This window comes from Nitrospirillum guaranorum (genome assembly GCF_034653275.1).
Classification (GTDB): domain Bacteria; phylum Pseudomonadota; class Alphaproteobacteria; order Azospirillales; family Azospirillaceae; genus Nitrospirillum.
In genome coordinates this window covers 1,112,342-1,138,692 of sequence record NZ_JAYEES010000003.1, presented here as the reverse complement: position 1 = coordinate 1,138,692, position 26,351 = coordinate 1,112,342, and the positions used below count along the sequence as shown (strand labels likewise).

Sequence of the window (26,351 nt, the reverse complement as noted above, 5' to 3'; positions counted from 1 at the left end):
GCCAGCTTACGCCAGCCTCAATTCACGATCTTCCACTGCCCGTCCGGCTGGCGGCAGGCGGTGCCGGTGACGGTCTGCTTGCGCCCGCCCACGGTGGCCACGCTCTGGTATTCGCGGCAGTAGTTATCGGGCGACTCCTGCCAGGTCTTGACCGGGGTCATCTGATAGCGCGCGCCATTGTCGGGATTGTTCCAGACGATCTGCTGGCCGTCCGGCGCCTTTTCCATGGCCTGGGCGAAGCAGCCCTCGTCACTCTGGTCCATGCTGTTGAAGGCTGCGTTGCCGGCCAGGGCGCCCAGCAGCACGCCGGCGCCGGTCATCGCGGCCTTGCCGCCGCCGTGGCCGAACTGCGAGCCGGCCAAGCCGCCCAGCAAGGCGCCCACCACCGTGCCCACGTTCAGGCCGACGGTGCCACGGTCGCAACGGCCTTCGTCGATGCCCACGTCGGCGGCATAGAACTCCCGATAATGCGGGGAGCGGTGGTCGACATAGCGGGGCGGCGGGCCCCGGTGGTCGTCGCGCCAATGATCGTCCCCGCGATGGTCGTCCCGCCAGTGATCATCCCCCCGGCGATCGTCGTCCCGGCGGTCGTCCCCACGCCGGTCGTCCCCACGGTGGTCGTCGTGCCAATCCCGGTCCCGGTAGCGATAGCCGGACGCCTCGGCCCAGGGCGGCGGGTCGGCCCAGGCCGGCAGGGTGGCGCCCAGGGCCACGACGGCGGTCGCGGCGGCGGCGATAAGACGGGAAGAGCGCTTCATGATGGCCTTCGTTTCTTCCGATGCTTGGGTGACGGCAGGTCACCGATAGGGGTCGTACCAGCGACATTATGACGCCGATCGTGGCGACCATGCGGCAGCCGATGGGTCGCGTCATCTGTCCTTCTGGTGTAGGCGGAAAAGGCTGCCCTTCCGGTGGCCAGGCGGACTGTTTTAGACTGACCGGCGGAGGAGCCATGATCCGCTTCGGTCCGTGGAGCACGATGTTGGGCATGGCCGCCGGGTTCGGCGCGCTGGTGGCCCTGCTGTTGCTGAGCGCCCCCGGCAACCGTGTGGCGAACCGCCTGCTGGCAGCCCTGCTGGGCGTGGCCGTGCTGCGGCTGATGCCCTATGTCCTGGGCTTCGCCGGCTTCTACGACGCCTATCCCTGGCTGTCGTTCGCCCCTTTCAATTTCGCGCTGGCCATCGGGCCGCTGCTGTACCTCTACGTCCGTCGCCTGGCGACGCCGCGCCTGCCGCGCGGATGGTTCTGGCATTTCGCGCCGGCGGCCTTGAACCTGCTCTACACCCTTTGGGCCTTCGCCCTGCCGCTGGATGAGAAGATGCGGTGGAACGACGCGGTGCACGCCCGCTGGATCGACCCGGTGCAGACCTGGGCGGGGGTCCTGTCGCTGACGCTCTATTTCCTGGCGGCGGCCCGGTTCCATGCGCGCTACAGCCGCTGGCTGGCGGGGGCCGTCAGCAATCCCCGGGAACGACAGCCACCCTGGCAGCGGACGCTGTTGGTGGCGCTGGGCCTGTGGCTGATGGTGACGGTCGCCTTCGACGCCATCGACACCCTGCTGGCGCCGCTCAGCTACTACGACCGTTTCCCCCAGTACCTGGCGTTCGCGGCCATCGTCCTGGCCCTGGGGCTGGAGGGGTGGCGCCACGCCGGACGCGCCTATCCGCCCATGGTCCCCTTGGTTGCCGAACCGGCGGTGGCGCGGCCCCGCGACCGCGACTGGACCGCCACCGCCAACCGCTGGCAGGCCACCATCCGCCGCGAAGGGTGGTGGCGCGAACCGGGCCTCACCCTGGCCGAGGTCGCCCAGCGCCTGGGCACCAATGAGACCTACCTGTCCCGCGCCCTCAACCAGGGCCTGGGCCGCACCTTCAGCGCCCTGGTCAACGGCCTGCGGGTGGAGGCGGTGCAGGCCCGGCTGCGCCAGGCGGAACCGGGCGACCTGCTGTCGGTGGCGCTGGACTGCGGCTTCGCCTCCAAGGCCAGCTTCAACCGGGTGTTCCGCGACCATACCGGCCACAGCCCCAGCGCCTGGCGCGCGGCTCAAAAGACGGAAAACGGCGGATTTACCGGGAATGAGGCGACGGTGGGCGGCGATGGCGGCTAGCTGGGGGCCCGCGCCGGACAGGTCCCGGCGCCCCCAGAGGTGAACGATGCGCCCCTCCCGTCTTCTCATCCCCCTGCTGCTGGCCGGCACGTTGGCCGGGCTGTCCACCGCCCATGCCGATGGGCCGCCTCATTATGATCCGCCACCCCTCACGCCGGCACAGGCGCAGGCCGACGTGGCGCTGCTGCGCCAGGCCCTGGAAACCATCCACCCCGGCCTGTACCGCTACAGCGGGCCCGCCGGGATCGACGCCGCCTTCGCCCGGCTGGAGCAGGTCGCGAGCGCCCCGGCGACCGACCTAACACTGTGGCGGGCGGTGGCGGAAATGCTGGCCACCATCCACTGCGACCACACCAAGCCCGAGGCGTCGCCCGCCATCGAGGCGTGGCGCACGGCGCACGCCACCCACCTGCCCTTCCGGTTCACGGTGGTGGAGGGGCGGATGATCGTGGTGTCCAACGACGGCCAGACCGGGGCGCCGCCGGCCGGCGCCGAGGTGGCCGCCCTGAACGGCATGCCGGTACCGCGGATTCTCGACACGCTGGCGGCGGCGGTCGCCTATGACGGCGCCACGACCCCCAGCATCGCCGCCAAGCTGGCGGACGACAGCGACCTGATGGGCGACGACGTGAATGAATACTGGCCGGCCTACTACGGCTTCCCCGAGCGCTGGCAAGTCGACTGGAAGCGGCCGGGCGACACGCGGCTGTCGCGGTCCGACCTGGCCCCCCTGACCTTCCCCGCCTGGCGCGCCCTGGCCGGCCCGGCGGCCCCCTTCCGGACGGAATTCCACACCGGCCTGACCTGGCGCTTGAAGCCACGATACGCCTATCTGCGCGTCGACACCTTCGTGAACTACCGCAACCCGGTGGACGCGCCGGCCCTGCTGTCCGCCTTCTTCAAGCCCCTGACGGCGCGGGCGGTGCCCCGGCTGGTCCTGGACCTGCGCAACAACGGCGGCGGGTCGGACGACGCCGTGCTGGCGCTGGGCGGCCTGCTGCTGGCCCGTCCCTATACCTGGTCCCACCCGCCGCTGCTGAAATCCATCCGGTACGGTACGCTGCCCGACCACATGGAAAGCTGGGGCGATCCCAAGGCCGTGTTCGAGCCGCCCCTGGCGGCGTTCCGCAAAGCCGCCGACGGCTGGTGGGAGCGCAAGCCGGTTCCAGGCGACCCGGGTGACGACGGGTTCCGGCGGCAGGCGCCGTCGCCGATCCGGTACACCGGGCAGCTGGTGGTGTTGGCCGGCCCCCGCAACGCCTCCGGCGCCACGCGCCTTCTGGCGCAGCTGAAGGACAAGAGCGACGCCGTGATCGTGGGCGAGGACAGCGGCGGCAGCGCCGAGGGCCCCACCGCCGGCCACATCTTCCTGCTGACCCTGCCCAACAGCCACCTGAAGGTGCGCATCCCTAACGCCTGGAACCGCACCGACCTGGACAGGCCGGCCGGCGGGCCGGGGCTGGGCGTGGCGGCGGACGTGGTGGTGACACCGACGGTGCTGGACCTGGCCAGCGGCACCGACCGGGCGATGGCCGTCGCCCTTGAGGTGCCGGCCGGCCGCGACGCGATGGCGGACGCCGGCGCGCTGGGGGCGGCGCTGGCGGGCGGCTGGAGCGGCACCTTGGACTATCGCGACTACGGGACGGACCGCCGCGTCATCCTGCCCACGCAGATGTCGGCCACGGCGGGCCCCGTGACCACACTGGCCTTCACCTTCGACGACGGACCGGGGAAAACCGTGCACACCCGGGAAACCTGGTCGCTGGACACCGCGCGACGGGCCTGGTGCCTGACCAGCGAGGAAGGCGGCCGATGCCACAGGGTGGTCGAATTCCGCCGGGGTCCCGGACCCGATGACATCACCCTGGTGGCCGACGGCGAGGGCGAGGAGAACGGGGAGACGGTGACACTGCGCCTGATCCTGGCCCGGCGGGGGGACACGCTGAGCTTCAGCACACTCAGCGCCCCGCCCGGCCGGCCCCTGCTGATGCGGCACGCCTATTGGCTGAGCCGGGTTCCCCCTACATGAAGCTGTAGGGGTCGACGTCCACCTGCACCCGCACGGCCGCGGGGATGGGCACGGACCCCAGCCAGGACTGCAGCAGCGGCTGCACCGCCACGCCGCGCGCCGTCTTCAGCAGCAGGCGCCGGCGGTGGCGGCCGCGCAGCAGGGCCAGGGGTGCCGGGGCGGGCCCCAGCACCTGGAGATCATCGCCCTGCGGTGCCGCGCGGGCCAGGTCGCGGGCCAGCTTGTCCACCTGGCGCTCATCCTCGCCGGAGATGATCAGAGCCGCCAGCCGGCCGTAGGGTGGCAGGTCCATGGCCCGGCGCTGGTCCGCCTCCGCCGCCAGGAAGGCGTCGCGGTCATGGGCGGCCAGCGCCTGCATCACCGGATGCTCCGGCATATGGGTCTGCAGGAAAACGCGGCCCGGGCGGCTCTCGCGGCCCGCGCGGCCCGCCACCTGGTGCAGCATCTGGAAGGTGCGCTCCGCCGCGCGCAGGTCGCCGCCACCCAGCCCCAGGTCGCCATCCACCACCCCCACCAGGGTCAGCATGGGAAAATGGTGGCCCTTGGCCATCACCTGGGTGCCGATCAGGATGTCGACCTTGTGGGCCCGCACCTCCTCGATCACCGTCTGGATGGCGTGCGGGCCGATCAACGTGTCGCTGGTCATCAGCGCCACGCGCGCGTCGGGGAACAGCTGCGCCACCTCTTCCGCCACCCGCTCCACGCCCGGGCCACAGGCGACGAAGGAATGCTCCGCCTCGCACGACGGGCAGGTTTCCGGCAGGCGGTCGGTGTAGCCGCAATGGTGGCATTGCAGCCGGCGGCTGAGGCGATGCTCCACCAGCCAGGCGGTGCAGTTGGGGCATTGCAGGCGGAAGCCGCAGCTGCGGCACAGGGTCAGCGGCGCATAGCCCCGGCGGTTCAGGAACAGCATGCCCTGTTCCCCCGCCGCCAGCGTCTCGGCCATCGCCTCCGTCAGGATGGGGGACAGCCAGTGCCGGGCCGGCGGCCGGCTGTCCGGCCGGCGCAGGTCGATCAAGGTGACGTCGGGCAGGCTGGCGCCGCCGTGGCGGGCCGGCAGGTCGATGCGGCCATAGCGCCCCGTCTCCGCGTTGGTCAGCGTCTCCAAGGACGGCGTCGCGGAAACCAGCGCCACCGGGATGCCGCCGAGGAAGGCGCGCGCCACCGCCATGTCCCGGGCATGGTAGATGACGCCGTCCTCCTGCTTGAAGGCGGCCTCATGCTCCTCATCCACCACGATCAGGCCCAGGTCGGGATAGGGCAGGAACAGGGCGGAGCGGGCGCCCACCACCACCGTCGCCTCACCGTTGGCGATCGCCCGCCAGGCGGCGCGACGGTGGGCACCGGCGAGATCCGAATGCCATTCCACCGGCCGCACGCCGAATCGCCGGGCGAAGCGGTCCAACCACTGGCTGGACAGGGCGATCTCCGGCAGCAGCACCAGGGCCTGGCGCCCCTGTTTCAGGCAGGCGGCGATGGCCTCGAAGTAGACCTCCGTCTTGCCGGACCCGGTGACGCCGTCGACCAGGGTGGCGGAATAGGCGTGGGCGTCGATCGCCGCGCGCAGGGCATCGGCCGCCGCCGCCTGGTCGGGCGACAGCGCCGGGCCCGGCATGTCCGCATCGGGAACAGGCGGGCGCGGCTGGGCGCGCAGGGCCACGGGTGTCAGCAGGCCCGATTCGGCCAGGCCCCGGATGACGCCGATGCCGCAGGCGGCGTCGCGCGCCAGGTCGGCCGGGGTGCGGGGCGGCCCGTCCTCCTCCATCAGCGCCAGCACACGGCGGCGTGCGTCCGTCATCTTGAAGCCGGGTGGGGGCCCCTCGCCCGACGGCAGATAGGCCAGCAGCTGCTTGGGGTCCTCCAGCGCGGCGGAGACGCTGACCGCCATGCGCAAGACCGATCCGGGCGCCGACAGGGTGTAGGCAGCCACCCAGTCGACGAAGCGCCGCGACACCTCGGGCATGGGCGGCAGGTCGAAACGGCGGATGACCGGCTTCAGGCGGTTGGCCGCCACGCCCGCCTCCCAATTGTCCCTTGGACCGCCCACGGCCCAGACCACGCCGAAGACATGGCGCGGGCCCAGCGGCACCTCGACATAGGCCCCCGCCTCCAGCTCCATCCCGTCGGGGACGCGGTAGTCGTAGGGGCTGGCCAGGGGCAAGGGCAGCAGGACGCGCACCCGCCGCACCGGTGGGGCCGTCGTTTCCATCCCGCTTGCCGTCAACAAATCCATGGCCCTGCTGTTACCACCCGGCACCCCCTGGGCGCCACTGTTCCCTATATGGGCCCATAGGGTGACGGCCGCCACCAAGCGCGCATGCCCCCCATCCCCCGTCCCGCCATTTCTGCCCGTGCACCCGGGCGCCCCCTCCGTTAGAGTGCCGGCCAACCCGGGGGCGGGCCCCGGTCCTTGATCCAGATCTTGAGGGCATTCCCCCATGAAGTTCTTCGTCGATACCGCCGACATCAACGACATTCGCGAGCTGGCCTCCACCGGCCTGCTGGACGGCGTCACCACCAACCCGTCGCTGGTCGCCAAGTCCGGTCACAGCAGCTTCATCGACCTGATCGCCGAGATCTGCGACGTGGTGAAGGGCCCCGTCAGCGCCGAAGTCGCCTCGACCGATTTCGAGACCATGCTGAAGGAAGGCAAGCACCTGTCCAAGATCGCCCCCAACGTGGCGGTGAAGGTGCCCCTAACCCCGGCCGGCCTGAAGGTCTGCCACCACCTGTCGCAGGAAGGCACCATGGTCAACGTGACCCTGTGCTTCTCCGCCGCGCAGGCCATCCTGGCCGCCAAGGCCGGCGCCACCTTCGTCTCCCCCTTCGTCGGCCGCCTGGACGACATGGGCCAGGACGGCCTGAGCCTGATCGAAGAGATCGTCACCATCTATGACAACTACCCGGACTTCACCACCGAGGTCCTGGTCGCGTCCATCCGCAACCCCATCCACGTCACCCAGTCGGCCAAGATGGGCGCCCACGTGGCCACCATGCCGGCCTCCGTCATCCGTCAGCTGTTCAACCATGTGCTGACCGACAAGGGCCTGGCGCAGTTCGTTGCGGACTGGGCCAAGACCGGGCAGACTATCCTGGATCAGCCGCTGCCGACCCGCTGATCCCTGTCGCGTTCCAGCGGATGCCTGACCGGTCCGCCCAGCGATGGGCGGGCCGGTTTGCGTTTGAACCCATGGGACGCCGGATGCCGGGAACGCCGGACGCCGGCCTGAAGGGAAGAGCAGCATATGGGCGGCAAGACACCGCACAGCGCCTTGGGCGACGCCCTGACCGCGGAGGATGTGGCGACATACCTGCGCGAGACACCCGATTTCCTGCAGCAACACCCCGACGTGGTCCACCACCTGATCCCACCGCCCGAGAACCGGGGCAACGGGGTCGCCGACCTGCAGCACTTCATGCTGCTGAAGCTGCGGCGCGAGGTGGCCGACCTGACGGCCCAGCAGGAAGAGCTGATCGCCACCGCCCGCGCCAACATCAACAACCAGAACCGGGTACATGCCGCGGCCCTGTACCTGATGGACGCGCAGAGTTTCGAGCACCTGATCCAGACCATCACCACCGACCTGGCCGTCCTGCTGGACCTGGACCTGGCCTGCCTGGTGATGGAACAGCCGGAGGACAGCCGCCTGGTCCTGCATGCCGAGCGCAGCGGCCTGCAGCTGGTCGAGACCGGCGCCATCAGCCAATGGATGGGCAAGCGCGACATCATCCTGCGTGGCAACATCCAGGGCCTGGCCGACATCTACGGCCCCGCCGCCCCCATCGTCCGGTCGGAGGCGCTGGTGCGCCTGCAGATCGCCCCCGACGCGCCGGCGGGCCTGCTGGCCTTCGCCTCGCGCGACGCCGATTTGTTCCATCCCGGCCAGGGGACCGAACTGCTGAGCTTCCTGGCCCGCGTGGTGGAGCGGTGTATCCGGGGTTGGCTAGGGTAACGCCATGACCAAGCCCCCTGCCCTGGGATATTCCTGCGCGCCGGACGTGGCGGCGGCGCTGGAGGAGTGGCGGCGCTGGCTGACGTCGGAGAAGACGGCGTCGCCCCACACGCTGCGCGCCTATCAGGGCGATGTCGCCGCCTTCCTGTCCTTCCTGACGGAGCATCTGGGCCGGCCGCCCAGCCTGAACGACCTGGGCGGGGCGAAGCTGGGCGACTTCCGCGCCTGGCTGGCCGCCCGCGCGGGCGACGGCGCCATCGCCGCCAGCCGGGCGCGCGCCGTCTCCGGCGTGCGCAATCTGTTCCGCTGGCTGGACCGGTCGGGCCGGCTGCACAACCCTGCCATCGGCCTGCTGAACGCCCCCAAGGTAAAGCGCCCCATCCCCCGGCCGCTGACGGTGGAGGACGCCGGCGTCCTGCTGGACGAGGCGGGTGATATCCCCCAGGCGCCTTGGGTCGGCCTGCGCGACCGCGCCCTGTTCACCCTGCTGTACGGCTGCGGCCTGCGCATGGACGAGGCCCTGCGCCTGACCCGGGCCGAGGCGCCGCTGGCCAGCGACACCCTGCGGGTGACCGGCAAGGGGTCGAAGCAGCGCGACGTGCCCGTGCTGCCGGCCGTGCGCCAGGCGCTGGCCGCCTATATCGAGGCCTGTCCCCACCCGCTGGCGGCCGACGGCCCCCTGTTCGTGGGCGTGCGCGGCGACCGGCTGAACGACAGGGTGGCGCGGCTGGCCATGCAGACCCTGCGGCAGCTGATGGGCCTGCCCGACACCGCGACGCCGCATGCCCTGCGCCACAGCTTCGCCACCCATCTGCTGGGCGGCGGCGCCGACCTGCGCGCCATCCAGGATTTGCTGGGCCATGCCAGCCTGTCCACCACCCAGCGCTACACCGACGTGGATGCCGAGCAGCTGCTGTCGGTCTATGAGACGGCGCACCCCCGGGCGCGGCGCGCCCGCTCCTGATCATCCTATTCGGAGGGGACTGGCCCCATGCGGCTGATAAGATTGCTGGCCCCGCTGCTGTGCGCGGCACTTCTGAGCCTGACCCCGCCGGCCCAGGCCACGGATGAGACCCCGATCTCGCTGGCGGACAAGACCGTCACCCTGACCCCCACCCCGGCCTTCCAGTACGTGGCCGGCGCCGACACCCAGGCCTTCCTCAGCCGGCACTGGCAGGGGCGCCCTTTGGCCGGCGGCGCCGGGCTGGGCCTGCTGGTGCCTGTGGGATCGGCCCCCGATCCCGCCTGGCTGGTGGCCCTGAGCTATGACGGCAGCGGCCACGTCAGCGACCTGGATGCCGGCCGGCTGGACGCCGACGCCCTGCTGTCGGCGTTGAAATCCGCCGACAGTGGCGGATCGCGCCTGACGGGCTGGGCCCAGCCCCCCGTCTACGACGGCGCCAGCCACACCCTGATCTGGGCCACGCGGCGCCAAGCCGATGGCGGCGGCGTGGATGGGCTCGATTACCACGCCCGCCTGCTGGGCCGGCGCGGCGTTCTGGGCCTGGACATCGCCGCCCGCATGAACGACCTGCCCGCCATCGAGGGCCAGATGCCGGCCCTGCTGTCCATGCTGCGTTTCACCCCCGGCAACGGCTATCGCGACTACGTGCCGGTGGCCGACCAGTCCGTCACCCTGGGCCTCAGCGGCCTGGTCGCGGGCGACGCCCTGGTGAAGGGCGGCCTGCTGGACCATCTGTGGAATGGCATCCGCAGCCAGAACTTCATCTACCTGATGGCCGTGCTGATCGTGATGTTGGGGGCGCCGCGCCTGCGCCGCTATTGGGGGCCGAAGCCGCCGCCGGCACCCAAGCAGGACCAGGCGCCGCCCGCTCCGCGGCCCCCGCCGCCATTCGATGGCCCCAAGGGGCCCTGGTCCTGAACAAAGAGGTCCTGAATGCAAAACGGCGCCGAGTCACCCCGGCGCCGTTTCCGCATTCCCGGATGCGAAGGCTTACATATGGATGGTGCGGCCCAGCACGCTCAGGGCCGCTTCCTTGATGGCCTCGGTCAGCGTGGGGTGGGCGTGGCTGGTGCGGGCGATGTCCTCGGACGAGGCGCCGAATTCCAGGGCCAGCGCCAGTTCCTCGATCATCTCACCGGCCGACGCGCCGATGATGTGGGCACCCAGCAACTTGTCGGAATGGGCGTCGGCCAGCAGCTTCACGAAGCCTTCGGTCGCCTGCATGGAGCGGGCGCGGCCGTTGGCGGTGAAGGGGAACTTGCCGACCTTGTAGGTCACGCCCTCGGCCTTCAGCTGCTCCTCCGTCTTGCCGACGGCGGCGATTTCCGGCCAGGTGTAGACCACGCCCGGGATGGCGTCGTAGTTGATGTGGCCGGACTGGCCCGCCATCACCTCGGCGCAGACCACGCCCTCTTCCTCGGCCTTGTGGGCCAGCATGGCGCCGGCGATCACGTCGCCGATGGCCCAGATGCCGGGCACGTTGGTGCGGAAGTGGTGGTCGGTCTTGACGCGCTTGCGCTCATCCAACTCAACGCCGACCTTGTCCAGGCCCAGGCCCTCGGTGTAGGGGCGGCGGCCGATGGCCACCAGGACCACGTCGGCCTCAAGCGTCTCGGCCGTGCCGCCGGCGGCGGGCTCGACCGTCAGGGTGACGCCAGTGTCGGCGGCCACGGCCGAGGTGACCTTGGTCGACAGCTTGAAGGTCAGGCCCTGCTTGCCCAGGATGCGCTGGGACTGCTTGGAGACCTCACCATCCATGCCGGGCAGGATGCGGTCCAGGAACTCCACCACCGTGACCTGCGAGCCCAGGCGCTGCCAGACGGAGCCCAGCTCCAGCCCGATGACGCCACCGCCGATGACCACCAGGCGCTTGGGCACCTCGGCCAGATCCAGCGCGCCGGTGGAGGAGACGATGCGCTTCTCGTCAATGGTCACGCCCGGCAGGGGCATGACGTCGGAGCCGGTGGCGATCAGGATGTTCTTGGCGGTGACGGTCTCGGTGGAGCCGTCCTCCTTGGTCACCGTCACCTGACCCGGGGCGGCGATGCTGCCCTTGCCGGTGAAGCGGGTGATCTTGTTCTTCTTGAACAGGAATTCCACGCCGGTGACGTTGGACTTAACCACGTCGTCCTTGTGCTTCATCATCGTCGGCAGGTCGAGCTCGACGCCCGAGACCTTCACGCCGAAGTTGCCCAGGGAGTGGGACGCTTCCTCGAACTTCTCGCTGGCCACCAGCAGGGCCTTGGAGGGGATGCAGCCCACGTTCAGGCAGGTGCCGCCCAGGGTCTTGCGCATCTCGACGCAGGCGACCTTCATGCCCAGCTGGGCGGCGCGGATGGCCGCGACATAGCCGCCGGGGCCGCTGCCGATGACGACGAGATCGAATTGGGTAGTGGTCATGTTCGGGTTCCCTCAGGCGCCGGGCGCGGCCGGATGGCCGCTTGGCTTCCTCGATTTCCAGTCCGCTATGCTCCCCGGAAATCTGCGGCGGCCGCGGTCGCGGCCTAGTCGCTATCGCTCCGGATACGGTGGGCGTTAGGGAGCAGGCGCCGAATGTTGGATTAAGCGATCAGGCAGTCAGCAAACGGGGGGCCGAGAGGCCCCCCGTCCGTCGGATCAGACATCCAGCAGGATGCGTTCCGGGTTCTCGATGCATTCCTTGACGCGCACCAGGAAGGTCACGGCCTCGCGGCCGTCGATGATGCGGTGATCGTAGGACAGGGCCAGGTACATCATCGGGCGGATAACGATCTGGCCGCCGACGACCATCGGACGCTCCTGGATCTTGTGCATGCCCAGGATGCCCGACTGCGGGGCGTTCAGGATGGGCGAGCTCATCAGCGAGCCGTACACGCCACCGTTGGAGATGGTGAAGGTGCCGCCGGTCATGTCCTCCATGGACAGCTTGCCGTCGCGGGCCTTCTTGCCCAGTTCGTTGATCGACTGCTCGATCTTGGCGAAGCCCATCTGGTCGGCGTCGCGCACCACCGGAACCACCAAGCCCGACGGCGTGCCGACGGCGACGCCGATGTCGTAGTAGTTCTTGTAGATCAGGTCGGTGCCCTCGATCTCGGCGTTGACGGCCGGGATCTCCTTCAGCGCGACCAGGCAGGCCTTCACGAAGAAGGACATGAAGCCGAGCTTCACGCCATGCTTCTTCTCGAACTGATCCTTCAGCTCGTTGCGCAGCTTCATCACGTTGGTCATGTCCACCTCATTGTAGGTGGTCAGCATGGCCGCGGTGTTCTGGGCGTCCTTCAGGCGGGCGGCGATGGTCTGCCGCAGGCGGGTCATGCGCACCCGCTCCTCACGATCGGCGCGGGCGCGCGGACCGGCCGGGGCCTTGGCGATCGGGGCCGGCGCGGCGACGGGGGCCGGCGCGGCCTTCGGCGCGGCCAGGTGGTCGATCACGTCACCCTTGGTGACGCGGCCGTCCTTGCCGGTGCCGGCGATGGCGGCCGGGTTGACACCGGCGTCAGCGGCGATCTTGGCGGCGGCGGGCATCACGCCGGCGGCACCGTTGGAGGCCGGGGCGGCGGCGGGCGCCGGCGCCGGCGCGGCGGTCTTGACCGGGGCCGGAGCGGCGGCGGGGGCGGCCGCGGCGCCACCCTCGGTGATCACGCCCAGGACGGCGCTCACGCCCACGTTGGCGCCTTCGGCGGCGCGGATTTCGCCCAGCGTGCCGGCGGCCGGGGCGTTGACTTCCAAGGTGACCTTGTCGGTCTCCAGCTCCACCAGCGTTTCATCCGCCTTGACGCTGTCGCCAACCTTCTTCAGCCACCGCGCGACCGTCGCTTCCGACACGGACTCGCCGAGGGTGGGCACCAGGATTTCCGTCGCCATGTTTTTGGGACCTTGGTTCGTTTCTAACAAAGGGTTTCAGAATAAAATCATTCCGGGGCCGCAACGGGCCCCGGAACGTCATTGGATCAAGCGATGGTCAGCGCCTCGTCCAGGAACTTGGCCAGCTCCTGGTTGTGGCGCTTCAGCTGGCCGGCGGCCGGCGAGGCGGCCTCGGCGCGGCCAGCGTAGGACGGACGGCCCGCCTTGTGGTTCAGGTCCTTCAGCACGCCCTCGATGCGGCGGTCGACGAAGCTCCAGGCGCCCATGTTGGCCGGCTCTTCCTGGCACCACACCACGTCCGCGTTGGGGTACTTGGCCAGCTCCACCTTCAGGGCGTCGCCCGGGAAGGGGTACAGCTGCTCCAGGCGCAGGAAGGCCACGTCCTTGACACCCCGGTTCTCACGCTCCTGGAACAGGTCGTAGTAGACCTTGCCCGAGCAGAGGACGACGCGGCGGATCTTCTCCGGTTCGACCAGGTCCACGCCGGTTTCGTACAGGACGCGGTGGAACGACTCGTTGCCGGTGAACATGGACAGATCGCTGACGCACAGCTTGTGGCGCAGCAGCGACTTCGGGCTGAAGACCACCAGCGGCTTACGGAACTCGCGGTTCACCTGACGGCGCAGCACGTGGAAGTAGTTGGCCGGGGTGGTGCAGTTCACGATCTGCCAGTTGTCCTCGCCGGACAGCTGCAGGAAGCGCTCCAGGCGGGCGGAGCTGTGCTCCGGACCCTGGCCCTCATAGCCGTGCGGCAGCAGCATGGTCAGGCCGGACATGCGCAGCCACTTGCTTTCGCCCGAGCTGATGAACTGGTCGATGATGGACTGGGCGCCGTTGGCGAAGTCACCGAACTGGGCTTCCCACAGGACCAGGGCGTGCGGCTCGGCCAGGGTGAAGCCATATTCAAAGCCCAGCACGGCCGCTTCGGACAGCGGGCTGTCGTGCACCTCGAACCGGGCTTGGCCCTCTGGGTGGTCCGGGGCTCGGATGTGATCCAGCGGCACGTACTTGGCCTCGGTGGTCTGGTCGACCAGCACGCAATGGCGGTGCGAGAAGGTGCCGCGGCCCACGTCCTGGCCGGACAGGCGCACGGGCACGCCTTCGACCAGCAGGGTGCCGAAGGCCAGCGCCTCGGCCGTGGCCCAGTCCAGGTCCTTGCCGGTGGCAAACATCTCCTGCTTGGCCTTGAGCTGGCGCACCACCTTGGCGTTCACGTCCACGCCTTCCGGCACGGCGGAGATGGCCTTGCCCACTTCCTGCAGCAGGTCCATGGAGGCCGCGGTCTTGCCCTTGCGGTCGTCGTTCTTGGCGGCGCTCAGACCCTGCCACTTGCCTTCCAGCCAGTCGGCCTTGTTCGGCTTGTAGGTGGTCGAGGCCTCGAACTCCACTTCCATGGCCTTATGGAAGTCCTTGACGAAGCCGTCGGCTTCCTCGGCCGTGATCACCCCCTCGGCGATCAGCTGCTTGGCGTACAGCTCGCGGGTGGTGGGGTGGTTGCGGATGGCCTTGTACATCAGCGGCTGGGTGAACGCCGGCTCGTCGCCTTCGTTGTGGCCCTGGCGGCGATAGCAGACGATGTCCAGCACCACGTCCTTCAGGAACTTCTGACGGAACTCCACGGCGATGCGCGTCACGTGGATCACGGCCTCGGGATCGTCGCCGTTGACGTGGAAGATCGGCGCCTGGATGGCCTTGGCCACTTCCGTCGGGTACGGGCCGGAACGGGCGTACTGCGGCGCGGTGGTGAAGCCGATCTGGTTGTTGGTGATGATGTGGATGATGCCGCCGGTGCGGTAGCCCTTCAGCTCGGACAGCAGCAGCGTCTCGGGCACCAGGCCCTGGCCGGCGAAGGCGGCGTCGCCGTGCAGCAGCAGGCCCATGACCTCGGCGCGCGCCTCATCGGACGGCGGCATGGTGGAACGCTGGACCTGCTTGGCGCGGACCTTGCCGCACACGACCGGGTTCACCACTTCCAGGTGCGACGGGTTGGCCGTCAGCGACAGATGGATGGTGTTGCCGTCGAACTCGCGGTCGGCCGAGGTGCCCAGGTGGTACTTCACGTCGCCCGAGCCCTGCACGTCCTCGGGATTGGCGGCGTTGCCCTGGAATTCCGAGAAGATGGCCTTGTACGGCTTGCTCATCACGTTGGCCAGGACGTTCAGGCGGCCGCGGTGCGCCATGCCGATGACCAGTTCCTTCAGGCCCAGCTGACCGCCGCGCTTCAGGATCTGCTCGATGGCCGGGACCCAGACCTCACCGCCCTCCAGGCCGAAGCGCTTGGTGCCGGTGTACTTCAGCTGCAGGAAGCGCTCGAAGCCTTCGGCGGCCGTCAGGCGCTGCAGGATGGCCTTCTTGCCCTGGACCGTGAAGTCGGTCTGGTTGCGGATGCCCTCGATGCGCTCCTGGATCCAGGCCTTCTGCTCCGGATCCTGGATGTGCATGAACTCCACGCCGATATGGCCGCAATAGGTGCGCTGCACCGCGTCCACGATCTGGCGCAGGGTGGCGGTCTCCATCCCCAGCACGTTGTTGATGAAGATCGGGCGGTCCAGGTCGGCGTCGGTGAAGCCGTAGGTCTTGGGGTCCAGCTCCGGATGCTCGCTGCGCTTCTCCAGGCCCAGCGGGTCCAGCTTGGCCATCAGGTGGCCGCGGACGCGGTAGGCGCGGATGAGCATCAGGGCGCGGATGCTGTCCAGCTGCGCCTGGCGTAGCTGCTCGGGCGTGATGCCACCCACCACGGCGCCGTTCGCGGCCGGGGCGGCGGCGCCATTGGCGCCCTTCGCCCCCTTGGCGGGAGCGGCCGGCTTGGCATCGGGATCGGGCACGCCGATGACGGCGGCCTTGTTGGGCGCCCAGCTCGCCCCCTTGATTTCGCCCAGCACGACGCGGGCATCGTCATCCAGCCCGGCGAAGAAGCTGCTCCACGAAGGATCGACGGAGGCCGGATCCTGCAGGTAGCGGGCGTAAAGCTCGGCGACGAAGGTCGCGTTGCCGGCGAAAAACAGGGAGCTTTGATCGGTTACCATGGCGCTCTGCGCTTGATCTGGGAGGGATAGGGCGCCCGCGTCTACGTGGCAGGCGTCCCGATGGGACCGAAATTCGCGTTCTTTTACGCCATGATACCTGCGCCTTCAATATGCGACGGCGGTGGGGCCGTTGCCACGAAAACGCCTACCACGCATAAGAAACGCCCAGTTTCCGCAACAAAACCATCGAGCTTAAAGGGAACCCGACCTTTTTGTTGCGCAACGCTGGACGGGGTGATCATCACGGCGTCGGCGCGTGCCCATCAAAATTCAAATGTGCACGCTAACAATGAGGTGGCACCAGCGTCCCACCGGGTCAAGCGACGCAGGGGAGGCGATGCCTCATGCCAGCCATGGAAAAACGGCGGCCCCGGGTACCAGACATGTGCTGGGGCGGGTGCCGCCGTTCTCCTCCGGGCGGGCCCGGTGACCCGGGCCCGCCCTCATTTCAACCGAAAGGCCGAGGTCAGCCCTTCAGCGCCTTCAGCATGGTGGAACCCAGGCTGGCGGGGCTGTCGGCGACATGGATGCCGGCGGCGCGCAGGGCCTCGACCTTGAAGTCGGCCGTGTCGTTGCCGCCGGAGATCACGGCGCCCGCGTGGCCCATGCGGCGGCCCGGGGGGGCCGTGCGGCCGGCGATGAAGCCGACGACCGGCTTCTTCGTCTTGCTGTCGCGGATGAACTCGGCGCCATCGACTTCCGCCGAACCGCCGATCTCACCGATCATGATGATGCCCTCGGTCTCCGGATCGTCGAGGAACAGCTGCAGGCTGTCCACGAAGTTGGTGCCGTTGACCGGGTCGCCGCCGATGCCGATGCAGGTGGTCTGGCCCAAGCCGGCCGCGGTGGTCTGCGCCACGGCCTCATAGGTCAGGGTGCCGGAGCGGCTGACGATGCCGATCTTGCCACGCTTGTGGATGTGGCCGGGCATGATGCCGATCTTGCATTCGTCCGGGGTGATGACGCCGGGGCAGTTCGGGCCGATCAGGCGGGTCCTGGATCCGGCCAGGGCGCGCTTCACCGTCACCATGTCCAGCACCGGGATGCCCTCGGTGATGCAGACCACCAGCGGGATCTCGGCGTCGATGGCCTCGAGGATGGCGTCCGCGGCGAAGGGCGGCGGCACGTAGATCACCGAGGCGTTGGCGCCGGTGGTGTGCACGGCCTCGGCCACGGTGTCGAACACCGGCAGGTCGAGGTGGGTGGTGCCGCCCTTGCCGGGGGTCACGCCGCCGACCATCTTGGTGCCGTAGGCGATGGCCTGTTCGGAGTGGAAGGTGCCCTGCGCGCCGGTGAAGCCCTGGCAGATAACCTTGGTGTTCTTGTCAACCAACACGGCCATGATTACGCGGCCTCCTTCACGGCCTTGACGATCTTTTCAGCGGCGTCGGCCAGGTTGTCGGCGGACAGGATCGGCAGGCCGGACTCGGCCAGGATCTTCTTGCCCAGCTCGACGTTGGTGCCTTCCAGGCGGACGACCAGCGGAACGTGCAGGCTGACCTCACGGGCCGCCGCCACCACGCCCTCGGCGATGACGTCGCAGCGCATGATGCCGCCGAAGATGTTGACCAGAATGCCTTCGACATTCGGATCGGACAGGATGAGCTTGAACGCGGTGGTCACGCGCTCACGGGTGGCGCCGCCGCCCACGTCCAGGAAGTTGGCCGGCTCGCCGCCGTACAACTTGATGATGTCCATGGTGGCCATGGCCAGGCCGGCACCGTTGACCATGCAGCCGATGTTGCCATCCAGCTTCACATAGTTCAGGCCGTGCTTCGTGGCCTCGGTCTCCGACGCCTCTTCCTCGCTCTCGTCACGGAGCTCTTCGATGTCCTTGTGACGGTAGAGGGCGTTGTCGTCGAAGTTCATCTTGGCGTCGAGGGCGATGATCTCACCGGCGCCGGTCACGACCAGCGGGTTGATCTCGACCTGCGAGGCGTCCAGCTCCACGAACGCCTTGTACATGGCGGACAGGAACTTCACCGCGGCGCCGACCTGCTTGCCTTCCAGCTTCAGGCCGAAGGCGATCTGGCGGGCGTGGTAGCCCTGCAGGCCGCCGACCGGGTCGATGGCGATCTTGACGATCTTCTCGGGGTGGCTGTGGGCCACCTCCTCGATTTCCATGCCGCCCTCGGTCGAGGCGATCACGGTGACGCGGGAGGTGGCGCGGTCCAGCAGCAGGGACAGGTACAGCTCGCGCTTGATGTCGCAGCCTTCCTCGACATAGAGGCGCTTGACCTCCTTGCCTTCCGGACCGGTCTGCTTGGTCACCAGCGTGTGGCCCAGCATTTCCTTGGCGTTGGACACGACGTCGTCGATCGACTTCACGACGCGGACGCCGCCCTTGCCCTCGGGGTTCTCCTTGAACCGCCCGGCGCCACGGCCGCCGGCGTGGATCTGGGACTTCACGACCCACACGGGGCCGCCCAGGTCCGCGGCCACGGTCTTGGCCTCTTCGGGGGTGTAGGCGACGCCGCCGCGGGGTACCGCGACACCGTATTTCTTCAGCAGGCCCTTGGCCTGGTATTCATGAATATTCATTCGGGGATCGCCCGCTTCCGGTTGGGAAACGGCCTCGCAAAGTTTGCGGCCGATCGCGGGGCCAACCCCGCGCCGCGGGCACTGTAGAGAGCAATGCCGGGGCGATCAACCGCGTAAAGTGACGGAAGGGTGGCTTCGGACGCTATTCCGGTATCTGTTTGGCAAATGGCCCCGCCGGCGAGAGGCGGGCGGGGCCATCCACAACGTCATACCGGAACCCGAACGATCAGCCGGCGACCTTGGCGGTGACTTCGACCAGCTGCTGCACGGCGGCAACGGACTTCTCGAAGTTGGCCTTTTCCTCGGCGTTCAGCTCGATCTCGATGATCTTCTCGACGCCGCCGGCGCCGATGATCACCGGCACGCCGATGTACAGGCCGTCCACGCCGTACTGGCCGGTCAGCTTGGCGGCGCAGGGCAGCACGCGCTTCTTGTCCTTCAGGAAGCTCTCGGCCATGGCGATGGCGGAGGCGGCCGGGGCGTAGAAGGCGGAGCCGGTCTTCAGCAGGCCGACGATCTCCGCACCGCCGTCACGGGTGCGCTGCACGATCTGGTCCAGCTTCTCCTGCGTGGTCCAGCCCATCTTCACCAGGTCCGGCAGCGGAATGCCGGCGACGGTGGAGTAGCGGACGGACGGGACCATGGTGTCGCCGTGGCCGCCCAGCACGAAGGCGGTGACGTCCTCGACCGAGACCTTGAACTCGTCCGCCAGGAAGTGGCGGAAGCGGGCGCTGTCCAGCACGCCGGCCATACCGACCACCTTGGCCGGGTCGAAGCCGGTGACCTGCTGCATCAGGCCGACCATGGCGTCCAGCGGGTTGGTGATGACGATGACGAAGGCGTTCGGGGCGTGTTCCTTGATGCCCGCGCCGACGGACTTGATCACCTTGGCGTTGATGCCGACCAGGTCGTCACGGCTCATGCCCGGCTTGCGCGGCACGCCGGCGGTGACGATCACCACGTCGGCGCCGGCGATGCCGGCATAGTCGGAGGCGCCCGACAGGTTGCTGTCGAACCCTTCCACGGGGGCGGCCTCGGCGATGTCCAGCGCCTTGCCCTTGGCGACACCCTCGAAATCAGGGATGTCGAACAGGACGATGTCGCCAAGCTCCTTCAGGCCGGCCAACAGGGCCAGGGTGCCGCCGATCTGGCCGGCGCCGACCAGCGCGATCTTCTTGCGTGCCATGGTTGGGTTCCTCGAACTTTGGGTTGCGAACTTTGGGGTGAATGATAAGGCGCTAATGAAAACAACGGACCCAAGCCACCCAAAGGCTCTGCGGCATCGGGCGGAGGTCCCGGAAATTCGCCATGCGGGGTCCCAGGCGCCAGGGCGCCCGGCCTTCGGGGCCCGAGGAACGAGGGAGCCCGCGGCGGGCTGATTAGCCTGAATCCGCCCGCCGGGCAAGGCGCCCCGTACACGATCAGGCGCGCGCGTCGCCCATGGCAGGCTCCCTGCAAAAGATATGGTTCAGAACCAACGGGCGGGCGCACGATCGCCAACCCCAAGCGCACCTTGCTGCGCGCGGTGTCCGCGCCGCCCTTAGGTGCCGGGCGCCGCCATCCGGCGGCGTGGCTTCCTCAATTTCCAGTCCGCCTTCGGCTCCCCGGAAATTTCCGGCGGACGCGGTCGCGTCCTACAGCGGCCCGAGTCAAACTCTCGTGCCGCTGGCATTGGCGCGAAGCCTCAATTCGGCGGCCCTCATTTCGCTGGAATATCGAACAGCTCCAGGTGCCAGTGCATCTCGATGTCGGTCATGGGGTAGTCCGTCCCCAGCCGGGCGTTCAGCAGCCTGCGCGGGGCGATTCCCGCCCCCCGGGCCTGCAGGGTGCGGGCGCCGCGCATGGAGAAGCCAGCCCGCCAGGCCAGCGCCGTCACCGCCTTGGGGCTTTGCGTCGCCAGGATGCGGCGCACGGCGTCCACCGGCACCCGCGCCATCAGCGCCACCGCCGCCTGGGCGAAGTCGCGGTCGCCCCAGCTGAGGGCGTCGCACACCACGTCCTCGCTCAGGCCGCCGGACGCCGCCAGGCGCGCCGCCTTGTCCGCGGCACCCTCCGGCTTGCCGTAGCCGGCCGCCCAGTCCAGGCGGCGGGAGGCGGCGGCCACCACCGCCTCCACCCCCGCCTTGTCCAACCCCTGCCCCGCCAGGCCGTCGCGCAGGGCGTCCTCCACCGCGCTGGCCAGGCGCTGCGACACCTCCGCCGGGCCGGCCGGCGGGGGCGGCGGCGCATTTGGATCAGGTACCTCTTCGGAAGGCACGCCACCAATGGGCATGTGGCCCCGCTCCGCCAGCAGGCGGCGGGCCTTGGGCGACAGGTCGGCGCCGGGGTTGCCGGCCAGGGTGGCCCAGGACCCGTGGTCGCCCATCGCCACCACGGCGTCGCCCACCGGCCGGGACACGGTGCGCCGGCCGGCCACCGCCTCCACCACCCAGGGCTCGGGCCGGCGGGACAGGATGTCCAGCAGCTCCTCATCCGACAGGGCCATGCACCAACGCAGCACCGGGCCCGCCACGTCGCGGGCCACATCGCGGGCCAAGGTCACCGCAAGCTTGGGCGGGGCGCATTCCACGTCGGCCAGCGCACTGGACAGCGCCGTGCGCACGCGGATGACCTGGTCGGCGGCCAGCAGTTCCAGGGCGGCGAAGGCCACGTCGCGCACCGCGCCCACCTCGGGCCGGGACAGGTCGGGCAGCAGGCGGGTCAGCTTGTCCGCCAGCAGGGCCCGCACCCGGTCGCTGGGGTCGCGGGCCAAGCGGCCGAAGGCGCGCACCGGCGTCATGGCGTTGGTCACGACGGCGCCGCGCACCCGCTCGTCATCGTCGTCGGCCAGGTAATAGAGCAGTTCGGGCCGGGTGTCGGGGCTGTTCGCCAGATCGATCCGCGCCGCCACGTCGCCCCCGGCGGCCACCGTCTTGGCGGTCTCATAGTCGATGGACGGCTTGGACGGCGACACAAGCTGCCTCCGGCTGGATCACGGGCTCAAGGCACCACCCTACCATGTTGGCGGGCGAACCGTCAGTTCCAGAGGGCGACCCTCCATAGGACAAGCCTTAAGTGAGATGCCCCGCCGCCAGATAATCCTCCGACTGCATTTCCATGAGGCGGCTGACGGTGCGCTGGAATTCGAAGGCGTGCTGGCCCTCGGGGTAGAGCTGCCCGGGGGCGGCCTCGGCCGCCATGATCAGGTGCACCTTGTGCTCATAGAGAGCGTCGATGAAGGTCATCAGGCGCTTGGCCTCGTTGCGCAAGGACGGGTCCAGCATGGGCACGCCGTCCAGCAGCACCGTGTGATAGTGCGTGGCGATGGCCAGGTAATCGCCAGCGCCCAGGGGCTGGCGGCACAGCTCATCGAAGGTGAACCAGGCGACACCCTTGACCTGGCGCGGCACCGGCAGCGTGCGCCCCTGCACCATCAGGTGGGTGGCGGTGGGCTGGGCGTCCGTCAGCTCGCCAAAGGTCTTTTCCAGGGCGGCGGTGGCGGCCGGGCCCAAGGGGTCGAAATAGACCTGCCGGCCACGGATGCGGGCTAGGCGATAGTCGCGCGCGCCCTCCAGGTGCAGCACGTCCAGCTTTTCCTTCAGCAGGGCGATGAAGGGCAGGAACAGGTCGCGCTGCAGGCCGTCCTTGTACAGGTCGTCGGGCGCCCAATTGCTGGTCGCCACCACCACCACCCCCAGGTCGAACAGGTGGGTGAACAGCCGGCCCAGGATCATGGCGTCGGCGATGTCGGTGACATGGAATTCGTCGAAGCACAGCAACCAGGCCTGGTCGGCGATGGTGCGCGCCAGTTCCGGCAGCGACTCATCGGCCCCGTTTTTGCGCAGGTCGGGGCGCTGCCGCAGGCTGTGCAAGGACTGGTGCACCTCCTGCATGAAGGCGTGGAAGTGGACGCGCCGGCGGCGCAGCACCGGCGCCGTCTCGAAGAACAGATCCATCAGCATGGACTTGCCTCGGCCCACGTCGCCGTAGATGTACAGCCCCTGGGGCGCGGGGTCCGGCCGCCGCGTCAGGCCGAAACGGGCGCGCCAGCCCGACTGGCCCTGCGCCGGGCGGTAATCCCGCAACGCCTGGTACAGGCTCTGCAGCTTCTCCGCCGCCAATTCCTGGGCGGGGTCGTCCTTCAGCGTGCCGGTGCCGCGCCGGGCGCGGTAGACGGACAAGGGGCCTTCGGACATGGGGGACCACCGGGATGCTGGGAAAGGGCGGTTCCTCATATCGAAACGGCCCGTTTCCGGCAACCGGGCGGGGGATCAACGCACCCTTGCGCCACCCCGCCCGGGTGGCCGCCCGCCCCGATCCCCCGGCCCGAAGACGCAATATAAGTTCGCAAAACGACCTATTGCCGTACTTCCCTTGCGTTTCGGTGGGGGCTGTCGCGCGTTGACGCATCATCGCCGGTGGTTGTTGGCCCCGTCCGCCTTGTGGCAAAAAGGGACAGTGTCACCCGTATTGTAGTCACCGGACGAGAGCCCATGGACAAGTTCACCATCCTGACCGGCGTCGCCGCCCCCCTGCCGATCCAGAACATCGACACGGACATGATCATCCCGGCACGGTACCTGAAGACCATCAAGCGCACCGGTCTGGGCAGCGGGCTTTTCTCCTCCCTCCGCTTCAACGAGGACGGCAGCGACCGGGCGGACTTCATCCTGAACCAGCCGGCCTACCGCAAGGCCAGCATCCTGGTGGCGGGCGACAACTTCGGCTGCGGCTCGTCGCGCGAGCACGCGCCGTGGGCCCTGCTGGACTACGGCATCCGCTGCGTCATCGCCCCCAGCTTCGCCGACATCTTCTTCAACAACTGCTTCAAGAACGGCATCCTGCCCATCGCCCTGCCCCAGGACGTGGTGGACCGGCTGATGGACGAGGCGGCCAAGGGCGCCAACGCCACCTTCACCGTGGACCTGGAGAAGCAGACCATCACCACCCCGGACGGCGAGAGCGTGGGCTTCGATGTGGAACCGTTCCGCCGCCATTGCCTGTTGAACGGCCTGGACGACATCGGCCTGACCCTGCAGCAGGTGAGCGCCATCGACGCGTTCGAGGCGCAGCAGCAGACGGGGCAGCCGTGGCGCTGGGCGCGTTGAGCGCCCACCCGTGACCATGCTGTGACGGCCGGGGGCGCCGCTCCCTGGCGCGGTTCGCGGCCGAAACAGGGGGTTGGCAGGATGCCGGCCCACCCGTATTTTCGCTAACCAATATCTAGAGGCCACACGCCCGGCCGGCCGCCGGCCCACCCCGAACAGGGAAGCCGGCAGCCGCGGCGACGCCGCACCATCCGACAAAAAGGGTTCATCCATGGCCGCTTACTCTCTTCTCATGCTGCCGGGCGACGGTATCGGGCCGGAAGTCATGCGCCAGGTCCGCCGCGTCATCGACTGGATGGGCCGCCGCCGCGACCTGGAGTTCACCGTGTCGGAAGGCCTGGTCGGCGGCTGCGCCATCGACGCCTACGGCGTGCCCCTGTCCGATGAGACCATGGCCCAGGCGCTGGCCGCCGACGCCGTGCTGCTGGGCGCCGTGGGCGGCCCGAAGTGGGATGGCGTCAGCTTCGACAAGCGGCCGGAGGCCGGTCTGCTGCGCCTGCGCAAGGAGATGGAGCTGTTCGCCAACCTGCGCCCGGCCGTGGTGTTCGACGCCCTGGTCGACGCCTCGACCCTGAAGCCCGAGGTGGTGCGCGGCCTGGACATCATGATCGTCCGCGAGCTGACGGGCGGCGTCTATTTCGGTGAGCCGCGCGGCATCGAGGATCTGGGCAACGGCATCCGCCGGGGCGTGAACACCCAGGTCTACACCACCCCGGAAATCCAGCGCGTGGCCCGCGTCGCCTTCGAGTTGGCGCGCAAGCGCGGCAACAAGGTCTGCTCCTGCGAGAAGCGCAACGTCATGGAATCCGGCCTGCTGTGGAATCAGGACGTCACCGCCCTGCACGCGGCGGAATACAAGGACGTGGAACTGAGCCACATGCTGGCCGACGCCGCCGCCATGCAGCTGGTGCGCAACCCCAAGCAGTTCGACGTCATCGTCACCGACAACCTGTTCGGCGACATCCTGTCGGACGAGGCCGCCATGCTGACCGGCTCCATCGGCATGCTGCCCTCGGCCTCGTTGGGCGCCGCCGATGCCAACGGCCGCCGCAAGGCCCTGTATGAGCCGGTGCACGGCTCCGCCCCCGACATCGCCGGCCGCGACATCGCCAACCCCATCGCCTCGCTGCTGAGCTTCGGCATGGCGCTGCGCTACTCCTTCGACCGGGGCGAGGAGGCCGACCTGCTGGACCGGGCGGTGCAGAACGTCCTGAAGGGCGGCATGCGCACCGCCGACATCATGTCCCCGGGCATGGCCCGCTGCTCCACCTCCGTGATGGGCGACAGCATCCTGCGCGAGCTGGACAAGCTGGTGGGCTGAGGCCGGCGTCTCATAGCAATGAAAAAGGCATGGAGCCATGTCGGTTCCAGGCCTTTTTCTTTCTCTCGATCCCCGAACGCGACGGCGCCTGTAACTCTGGGGTCTATTTGGACCGCACCTGGGCGGTGTTGGCGCCGTCCAGGACGATGCCGTCCAACTGGGCGTCGCGCAGGTCGGCGCCGGTCAGGTCCGCCTCCCGCAGCACGGCGCCGCGCAGGTTCGCCCCCCGCAGGTTGGCGCCGCGCAGGCGGGCGCGGGTCAGGCGGGCGGGCCATTTGCGGTCCGGCTGTTCCGCACTTTCCAGCAGGCCCAGGTTGGCGTTCTGCAGGTCGGCGCCGTTCAGGTGGGCGCGCTCGAAATTGGCGCCCCGGGCGTCCACGCCCACCAGCACCGCGTCCTGCAAGTCCACACACTCCAGGTCGGCCATGACCAGGGACGACCCCGTCAGCACCAGACGGCGGGCCACGGCATAGGCCATCTTCGCCGCGGTCAAATTGCGACCCGACAGGACAAGGCCGCTCAGGTCACGGCCCGACAGATCGGCGCGGGCGCCGGAGCGGCCGGCCGCGGCCACCCAGACGGCATGATCCTCCACCACCTCCATCACGGGCCGGGCGCTTTCCCCGCCCTCACCCGGCAGGACGGCGCCCTTGCCGCGCAGCCGGCCGACGAGGCTGGATTCCATGATGGCGCCACGGAAGTTGGCGTCTTCGAGGATGGCGTCGGTGAAGAGGGTGTCGGTCAAGAGCGCCCCGGCGAAGGAGGTGCCGTGCAGCCTGGTTTCCGACAGGTTGGCGCCCTGCATGTTGGCCCCCTTGAATACGGCGCCGCGCAGGTCGGCGCCCCGCAGATCCGCCCCCGCCAGGTTGGCGTCGGTGAAGTCGGCGTTCAGGGTCCAGGCGCCGTTCATCCGGCTTTCGCCCATATCGGCGCCGATGGCGATGGCCGAGGTCAGATCGGGGATGCGGCCGTCGAAGGTTTCCGGCAGGGGCTTGCCGCCGCGATAGACGGCCAGCACCGCCTCGCGCACGTCCGCCTCGCGCATGCGGGCCTTGGTCAGGTCGGCGCCGCGCATGCTGACGCCGCGCAGGTCGGATTTCGACAGGTCCGCCTGACGCAGGCAGGCCAGGCGGAAGTCGCAGGCGAAAAGGGACGCGTTGCGCAGCCGCGTACCCACCAGCTGGGCCTGGTCCAGGCGGCTGCCCGTCAGGTCGGCGTCGGTCAGGTTCAGGGTGGACAGGACGGCACCCCGCAGGTCGTGCAGGATGAAGGCGAAACGGGCGCCACCGATGCGGCCCTCGATCAGCCGTTCATGCCTGCGGGCCGCCTCGATGACCTCGGCCGGGGTCACCCGCCGAAATTCAAACCCGTCCTGGTACTGTCGTTCAGGATGCATGCAGCCTAGCCACCCGACTTACCACCATCGCCCTGAAATCAGGCGCGCTGACTACATTGTTGCACCGGGGCCGCGCGTTTTAGA

At 69.2% G+C, this 26,351-nt stretch carries 19 protein-coding genes; 8 read left to right on the top strand and 11 right to left on the bottom strand.

The features are described from left to right. Nucleotides 1–17 precede the first annotated feature (17 nt). A complete protein-coding gene (locus tag UAJ10_RS14100; protein WP_322915929.1) occupies nt 18–758 on the bottom strand; it encodes an RT0821/Lpp0805 family surface protein in 741 nt (246 codons plus the stop codon). Between the two features lie 194 nt (nt 759–952). On the opposite strand from UAJ10_RS14100, the gene UAJ10_RS14095 reads away from it, so the two are divergent. Together UAJ10_RS14095 and UAJ10_RS14090 are read left to right on the top strand one after the other, a co-directional pair. Beyond that, nucleotides 953–2,107, top strand: coding sequence for a helix-turn-helix domain-containing protein (locus tag UAJ10_RS14095; RefSeq protein ID WP_322915928.1), 1,155 nt, complete (start codon nt 953–955; stop codon nt 2,105–2,107). A gap of 46 nt (nt 2,108–2,153) precedes the next feature. Beyond that, nucleotides 2,154–4,136, top strand: coding sequence for a S41 family peptidase (locus UAJ10_RS14090; RefSeq protein ID WP_322915927.1), 1,983 nt, complete (start codon nt 2,154–2,156; stop codon nt 4,134–4,136). Here the strand turns inward: UAJ10_RS14090 and UAJ10_RS14085 are convergent. Further along, nucleotides 4,129–6,345 carry a primosomal protein N' gene (locus UAJ10_RS14085; RefSeq protein ID WP_322915926.1) on the bottom strand — a complete coding sequence of 739 codons (2,217 nt, stop codon included), beginning with the start codon at nt 6,343–6,345 and terminating at the stop codon, nt 4,129–4,131. The two genes, UAJ10_RS14090 and UAJ10_RS14085, sit on opposite strands and share 8 nt — an antisense overlap. Before the next feature lie 229 nt (nt 6,346–6,574). Between UAJ10_RS14085 and fsa the strand changes: the two genes are divergently transcribed. From fsa to UAJ10_RS14065, 4 genes are all read left to right on the top strand, one after another. Continuing rightward, nucleotides 6,575–7,255, top strand: coding sequence for a fructose-6-phosphate aldolase (fsa, locus tag UAJ10_RS14080; protein ID WP_322915925.1), 681 nt, complete (start codon nt 6,575–6,577; stop codon nt 7,253–7,255). 126 nt (nt 7,256–7,381) lie between these two features. Continuing rightward, nucleotides 7,382–8,089 (top strand): DUF484 family protein, encoded by a 708-nt coding sequence (locus tag UAJ10_RS14075; protein ID WP_322915924.1) that lies wholly within the window; start codon nt 7,382–7,384, stop codon nt 8,087–8,089. Nucleotides 8,090–8,093: 4 nt separating this feature from the next. After that, entirely contained in the window at nt 8,094–9,053 is a 960-nt protein-coding gene (locus UAJ10_RS14070; RefSeq protein ID WP_322915923.1) for a tyrosine recombinase XerC, read from the top strand. A gap of 27 nt (nt 9,054–9,080) precedes the next feature. Next, complete coding sequence (locus tag UAJ10_RS14065) at nt 9,081–9,971, top strand: DUF2167 domain-containing protein (RefSeq protein WP_322915922.1); 891 nt, start codon at nt 9,081–9,083, stop codon at nt 9,969–9,971. A 72-nt stretch (nt 9,972–10,043) separates the two neighbouring features. Here the strand turns inward: UAJ10_RS14065 and lpdA are convergent, their stop codons facing one another. The 8 genes from lpdA to zapE form a co-directional block, all read right to left on the bottom strand. Then, nucleotides 10,044–11,453, bottom strand: a complete 1,410-nt coding sequence (gene lpdA / locus UAJ10_RS14060) for a dihydrolipoyl dehydrogenase (RefSeq protein ID WP_322915921.1) — start codon at nt 11,451–11,453, stop codon at nt 10,044–10,046. Between the two features lie 216 nt (nt 11,454–11,669). Continuing rightward, complete coding sequence (odhB, locus tag UAJ10_RS14055; protein WP_322915920.1) at nt 11,670–12,896, bottom strand: 2-oxoglutarate dehydrogenase complex dihydrolipoyllysine-residue succinyltransferase; 1,227 nt, start codon at nt 12,894–12,896, stop codon at nt 11,670–11,672. A gap of 86 nt (nt 12,897–12,982) precedes the next feature. After that, nucleotides 12,983–15,922 (bottom strand): 2-oxoglutarate dehydrogenase E1 component, encoded by a 2,940-nt coding sequence (locus tag UAJ10_RS14050; protein WP_322915919.1) that lies wholly within the window; start codon nt 15,920–15,922, stop codon nt 12,983–12,985. Between the two features lie 466 nt (nt 15,923–16,388). After that, nucleotides 16,389–17,264 carry a succinate--CoA ligase subunit alpha gene (gene sucD, locus UAJ10_RS14045; RefSeq protein WP_322915918.1) on the bottom strand — a complete coding sequence of 292 codons (876 nt, stop codon included), beginning with the start codon at nt 17,262–17,264 and terminating at the stop codon, nt 16,389–16,391. A gap of 2 nt (nt 17,265–17,266) precedes the next feature. Beyond that, complete coding sequence (gene sucC, locus UAJ10_RS14040; protein WP_322915917.1) at nt 17,267–18,463, bottom strand: ADP-forming succinate--CoA ligase subunit beta; 1,197 nt, start codon at nt 18,461–18,463, stop codon at nt 17,267–17,269. Between the two features lie 226 nt (nt 18,464–18,689). Continuing rightward, nucleotides 18,690–19,649: a malate dehydrogenase gene (mdh, locus tag UAJ10_RS14035; protein WP_322915916.1), complete on the bottom strand. Its 960-nt coding sequence runs from the start codon at nt 19,647–19,649 to the stop codon at nt 18,690–18,692. 513 nt (nt 19,650–20,162) lie between these two features. Further along, nucleotides 20,163–21,416 carry a DUF2336 domain-containing protein gene (locus UAJ10_RS14030; RefSeq protein ID WP_322915915.1) on the bottom strand — a complete coding sequence of 418 codons (1,254 nt, stop codon included), beginning with the start codon at nt 21,414–21,416 and terminating at the stop codon, nt 20,163–20,165. 97 nt (nt 21,417–21,513) lie between these two features. Continuing rightward, entirely contained in the window at nt 21,514–22,638 is a 1,125-nt protein-coding gene (gene zapE / locus UAJ10_RS14025; protein WP_322915914.1) for a cell division protein ZapE, read from the bottom strand. A 297-nt stretch (nt 22,639–22,935) separates the two neighbouring features. On the opposite strand from zapE, the gene leuD reads away from it, so the two are divergent. Beyond that, nucleotides 22,936–23,550 (top strand): 3-isopropylmalate dehydratase small subunit, encoded by a 615-nt coding sequence (leuD, locus tag UAJ10_RS14020; protein WP_040849669.1) that lies wholly within the window; start codon nt 22,936–22,938, stop codon nt 23,548–23,550. A gap of 211 nt (nt 23,551–23,761) precedes the next feature. Next, nucleotides 23,762–24,871 (top strand): 3-isopropylmalate dehydrogenase, encoded by a 1,110-nt coding sequence (gene leuB / locus UAJ10_RS14015; protein ID WP_322915913.1) that lies wholly within the window; start codon nt 23,762–23,764, stop codon nt 24,869–24,871. Nucleotides 24,872–24,974: 103 nt separating this feature from the next. On the opposite strand, the gene UAJ10_RS14010 is transcribed toward leuB, so the two are convergent. After that, on the bottom strand, nt 24,975–26,267 hold the full coding sequence (locus tag UAJ10_RS14010; protein WP_322915912.1) for a pentapeptide repeat-containing protein: 1,293 nt from the start codon (nt 26,265–26,267) through the stop codon (nt 24,975–24,977). Between the last annotated feature and the right edge of the window lie 84 nt (nt 26,268–26,351).

Excerpts from the sequence above, each read along its gene's own strand:
- UAJ10_RS14100 (WP_322915929.1), bottom strand. The coding sequence starts at position 758 with ATGAAGCGCTCTTCCCGTCTTATCGCCGCCGCCGCGACCGCCGTCGTG.
- UAJ10_RS14095 (WP_322915928.1), top strand. The coding sequence starts at position 953 with ATGATCCGCTTCGGTCCGTGGAGCACGATGTTGGGCATGGCCGCCGGG.
- UAJ10_RS14090 (WP_322915927.1), top strand. The coding sequence starts at position 2,154 with ATGCGCCCCTCCCGTCTTCTCATCCCCCTGCTGCTGGCCGGCACGTTG.
- UAJ10_RS14085 (WP_322915926.1), bottom strand. The coding sequence starts at position 6,345 with ATGGAAACGACGGCCCCACCGGTGCGGCGGGTGCGCGTCCTGCTGCCC.
- fsa (WP_322915925.1), top strand. The coding sequence starts at position 6,575 with ATGAAGTTCTTCGTCGATACCGCCGACATCAACGACATTCGCGAGCTG.
- UAJ10_RS14075 (WP_322915924.1), top strand. The coding sequence starts at position 7,382 with ATGGGCGGCAAGACACCGCACAGCGCCTTGGGCGACGCCCTGACCGCG.
- UAJ10_RS14070 (WP_322915923.1), top strand. The coding sequence starts at position 8,094 with ATGACCAAGCCCCCTGCCCTGGGATATTCCTGCGCGCCGGACGTGGCG.
- UAJ10_RS14065 (WP_322915922.1), top strand. The coding sequence starts at position 9,081 with ATGCGGCTGATAAGATTGCTGGCCCCGCTGCTGTGCGCGGCACTTCTG.
- lpdA (WP_322915921.1), bottom strand. The coding sequence starts at position 11,453 with ATGACCACTACCCAATTCGATCTCGTCGTCATCGGCAGCGGCCCCGGC.
- odhB (WP_322915920.1), bottom strand. The coding sequence starts at position 12,896 with ATGGCGACGGAAATCCTGGTGCCCACCCTCGGCGAGTCCGTGTCGGAA.
- UAJ10_RS14050 (WP_322915919.1), bottom strand. The coding sequence starts at position 15,922 with ATGGTAACCGATCAAAGCTCCCTGTTTTTCGCCGGCAACGCGACCTTC.
- sucD (WP_322915918.1), bottom strand. The coding sequence starts at position 17,264 with ATGGCCGTGTTGGTTGACAAGAACACCAAGGTTATCTGCCAGGGCTTC.
- sucC (WP_322915917.1), bottom strand. The coding sequence starts at position 18,463 with ATGAATATTCATGAATACCAGGCCAAGGGCCTGCTGAAGAAATACGGT.
- mdh (WP_322915916.1), bottom strand. The coding sequence starts at position 19,649 with ATGGCACGCAAGAAGATCGCGCTGGTCGGCGCCGGCCAGATCGGCGGC.
- zapE (WP_322915914.1), bottom strand. The coding sequence starts at position 22,638 with ATGTCCGAAGGCCCCTTGTCCGTCTACCGCGCCCGGCGCGGCACCGGC.
- leuD (WP_040849669.1), top strand. The coding sequence starts at position 22,936 with ATGGACAAGTTCACCATCCTGACCGGCGTCGCCGCCCCCCTGCCGATC.
- leuB (WP_322915913.1), top strand. The coding sequence starts at position 23,762 with ATGGCCGCTTACTCTCTTCTCATGCTGCCGGGCGACGGTATCGGGCCG.
- UAJ10_RS14010 (WP_322915912.1), bottom strand. The coding sequence starts at position 26,267 with ATGCATCCTGAACGACAGTACCAGGACGGGTTTGAATTTCGGCGGGTG.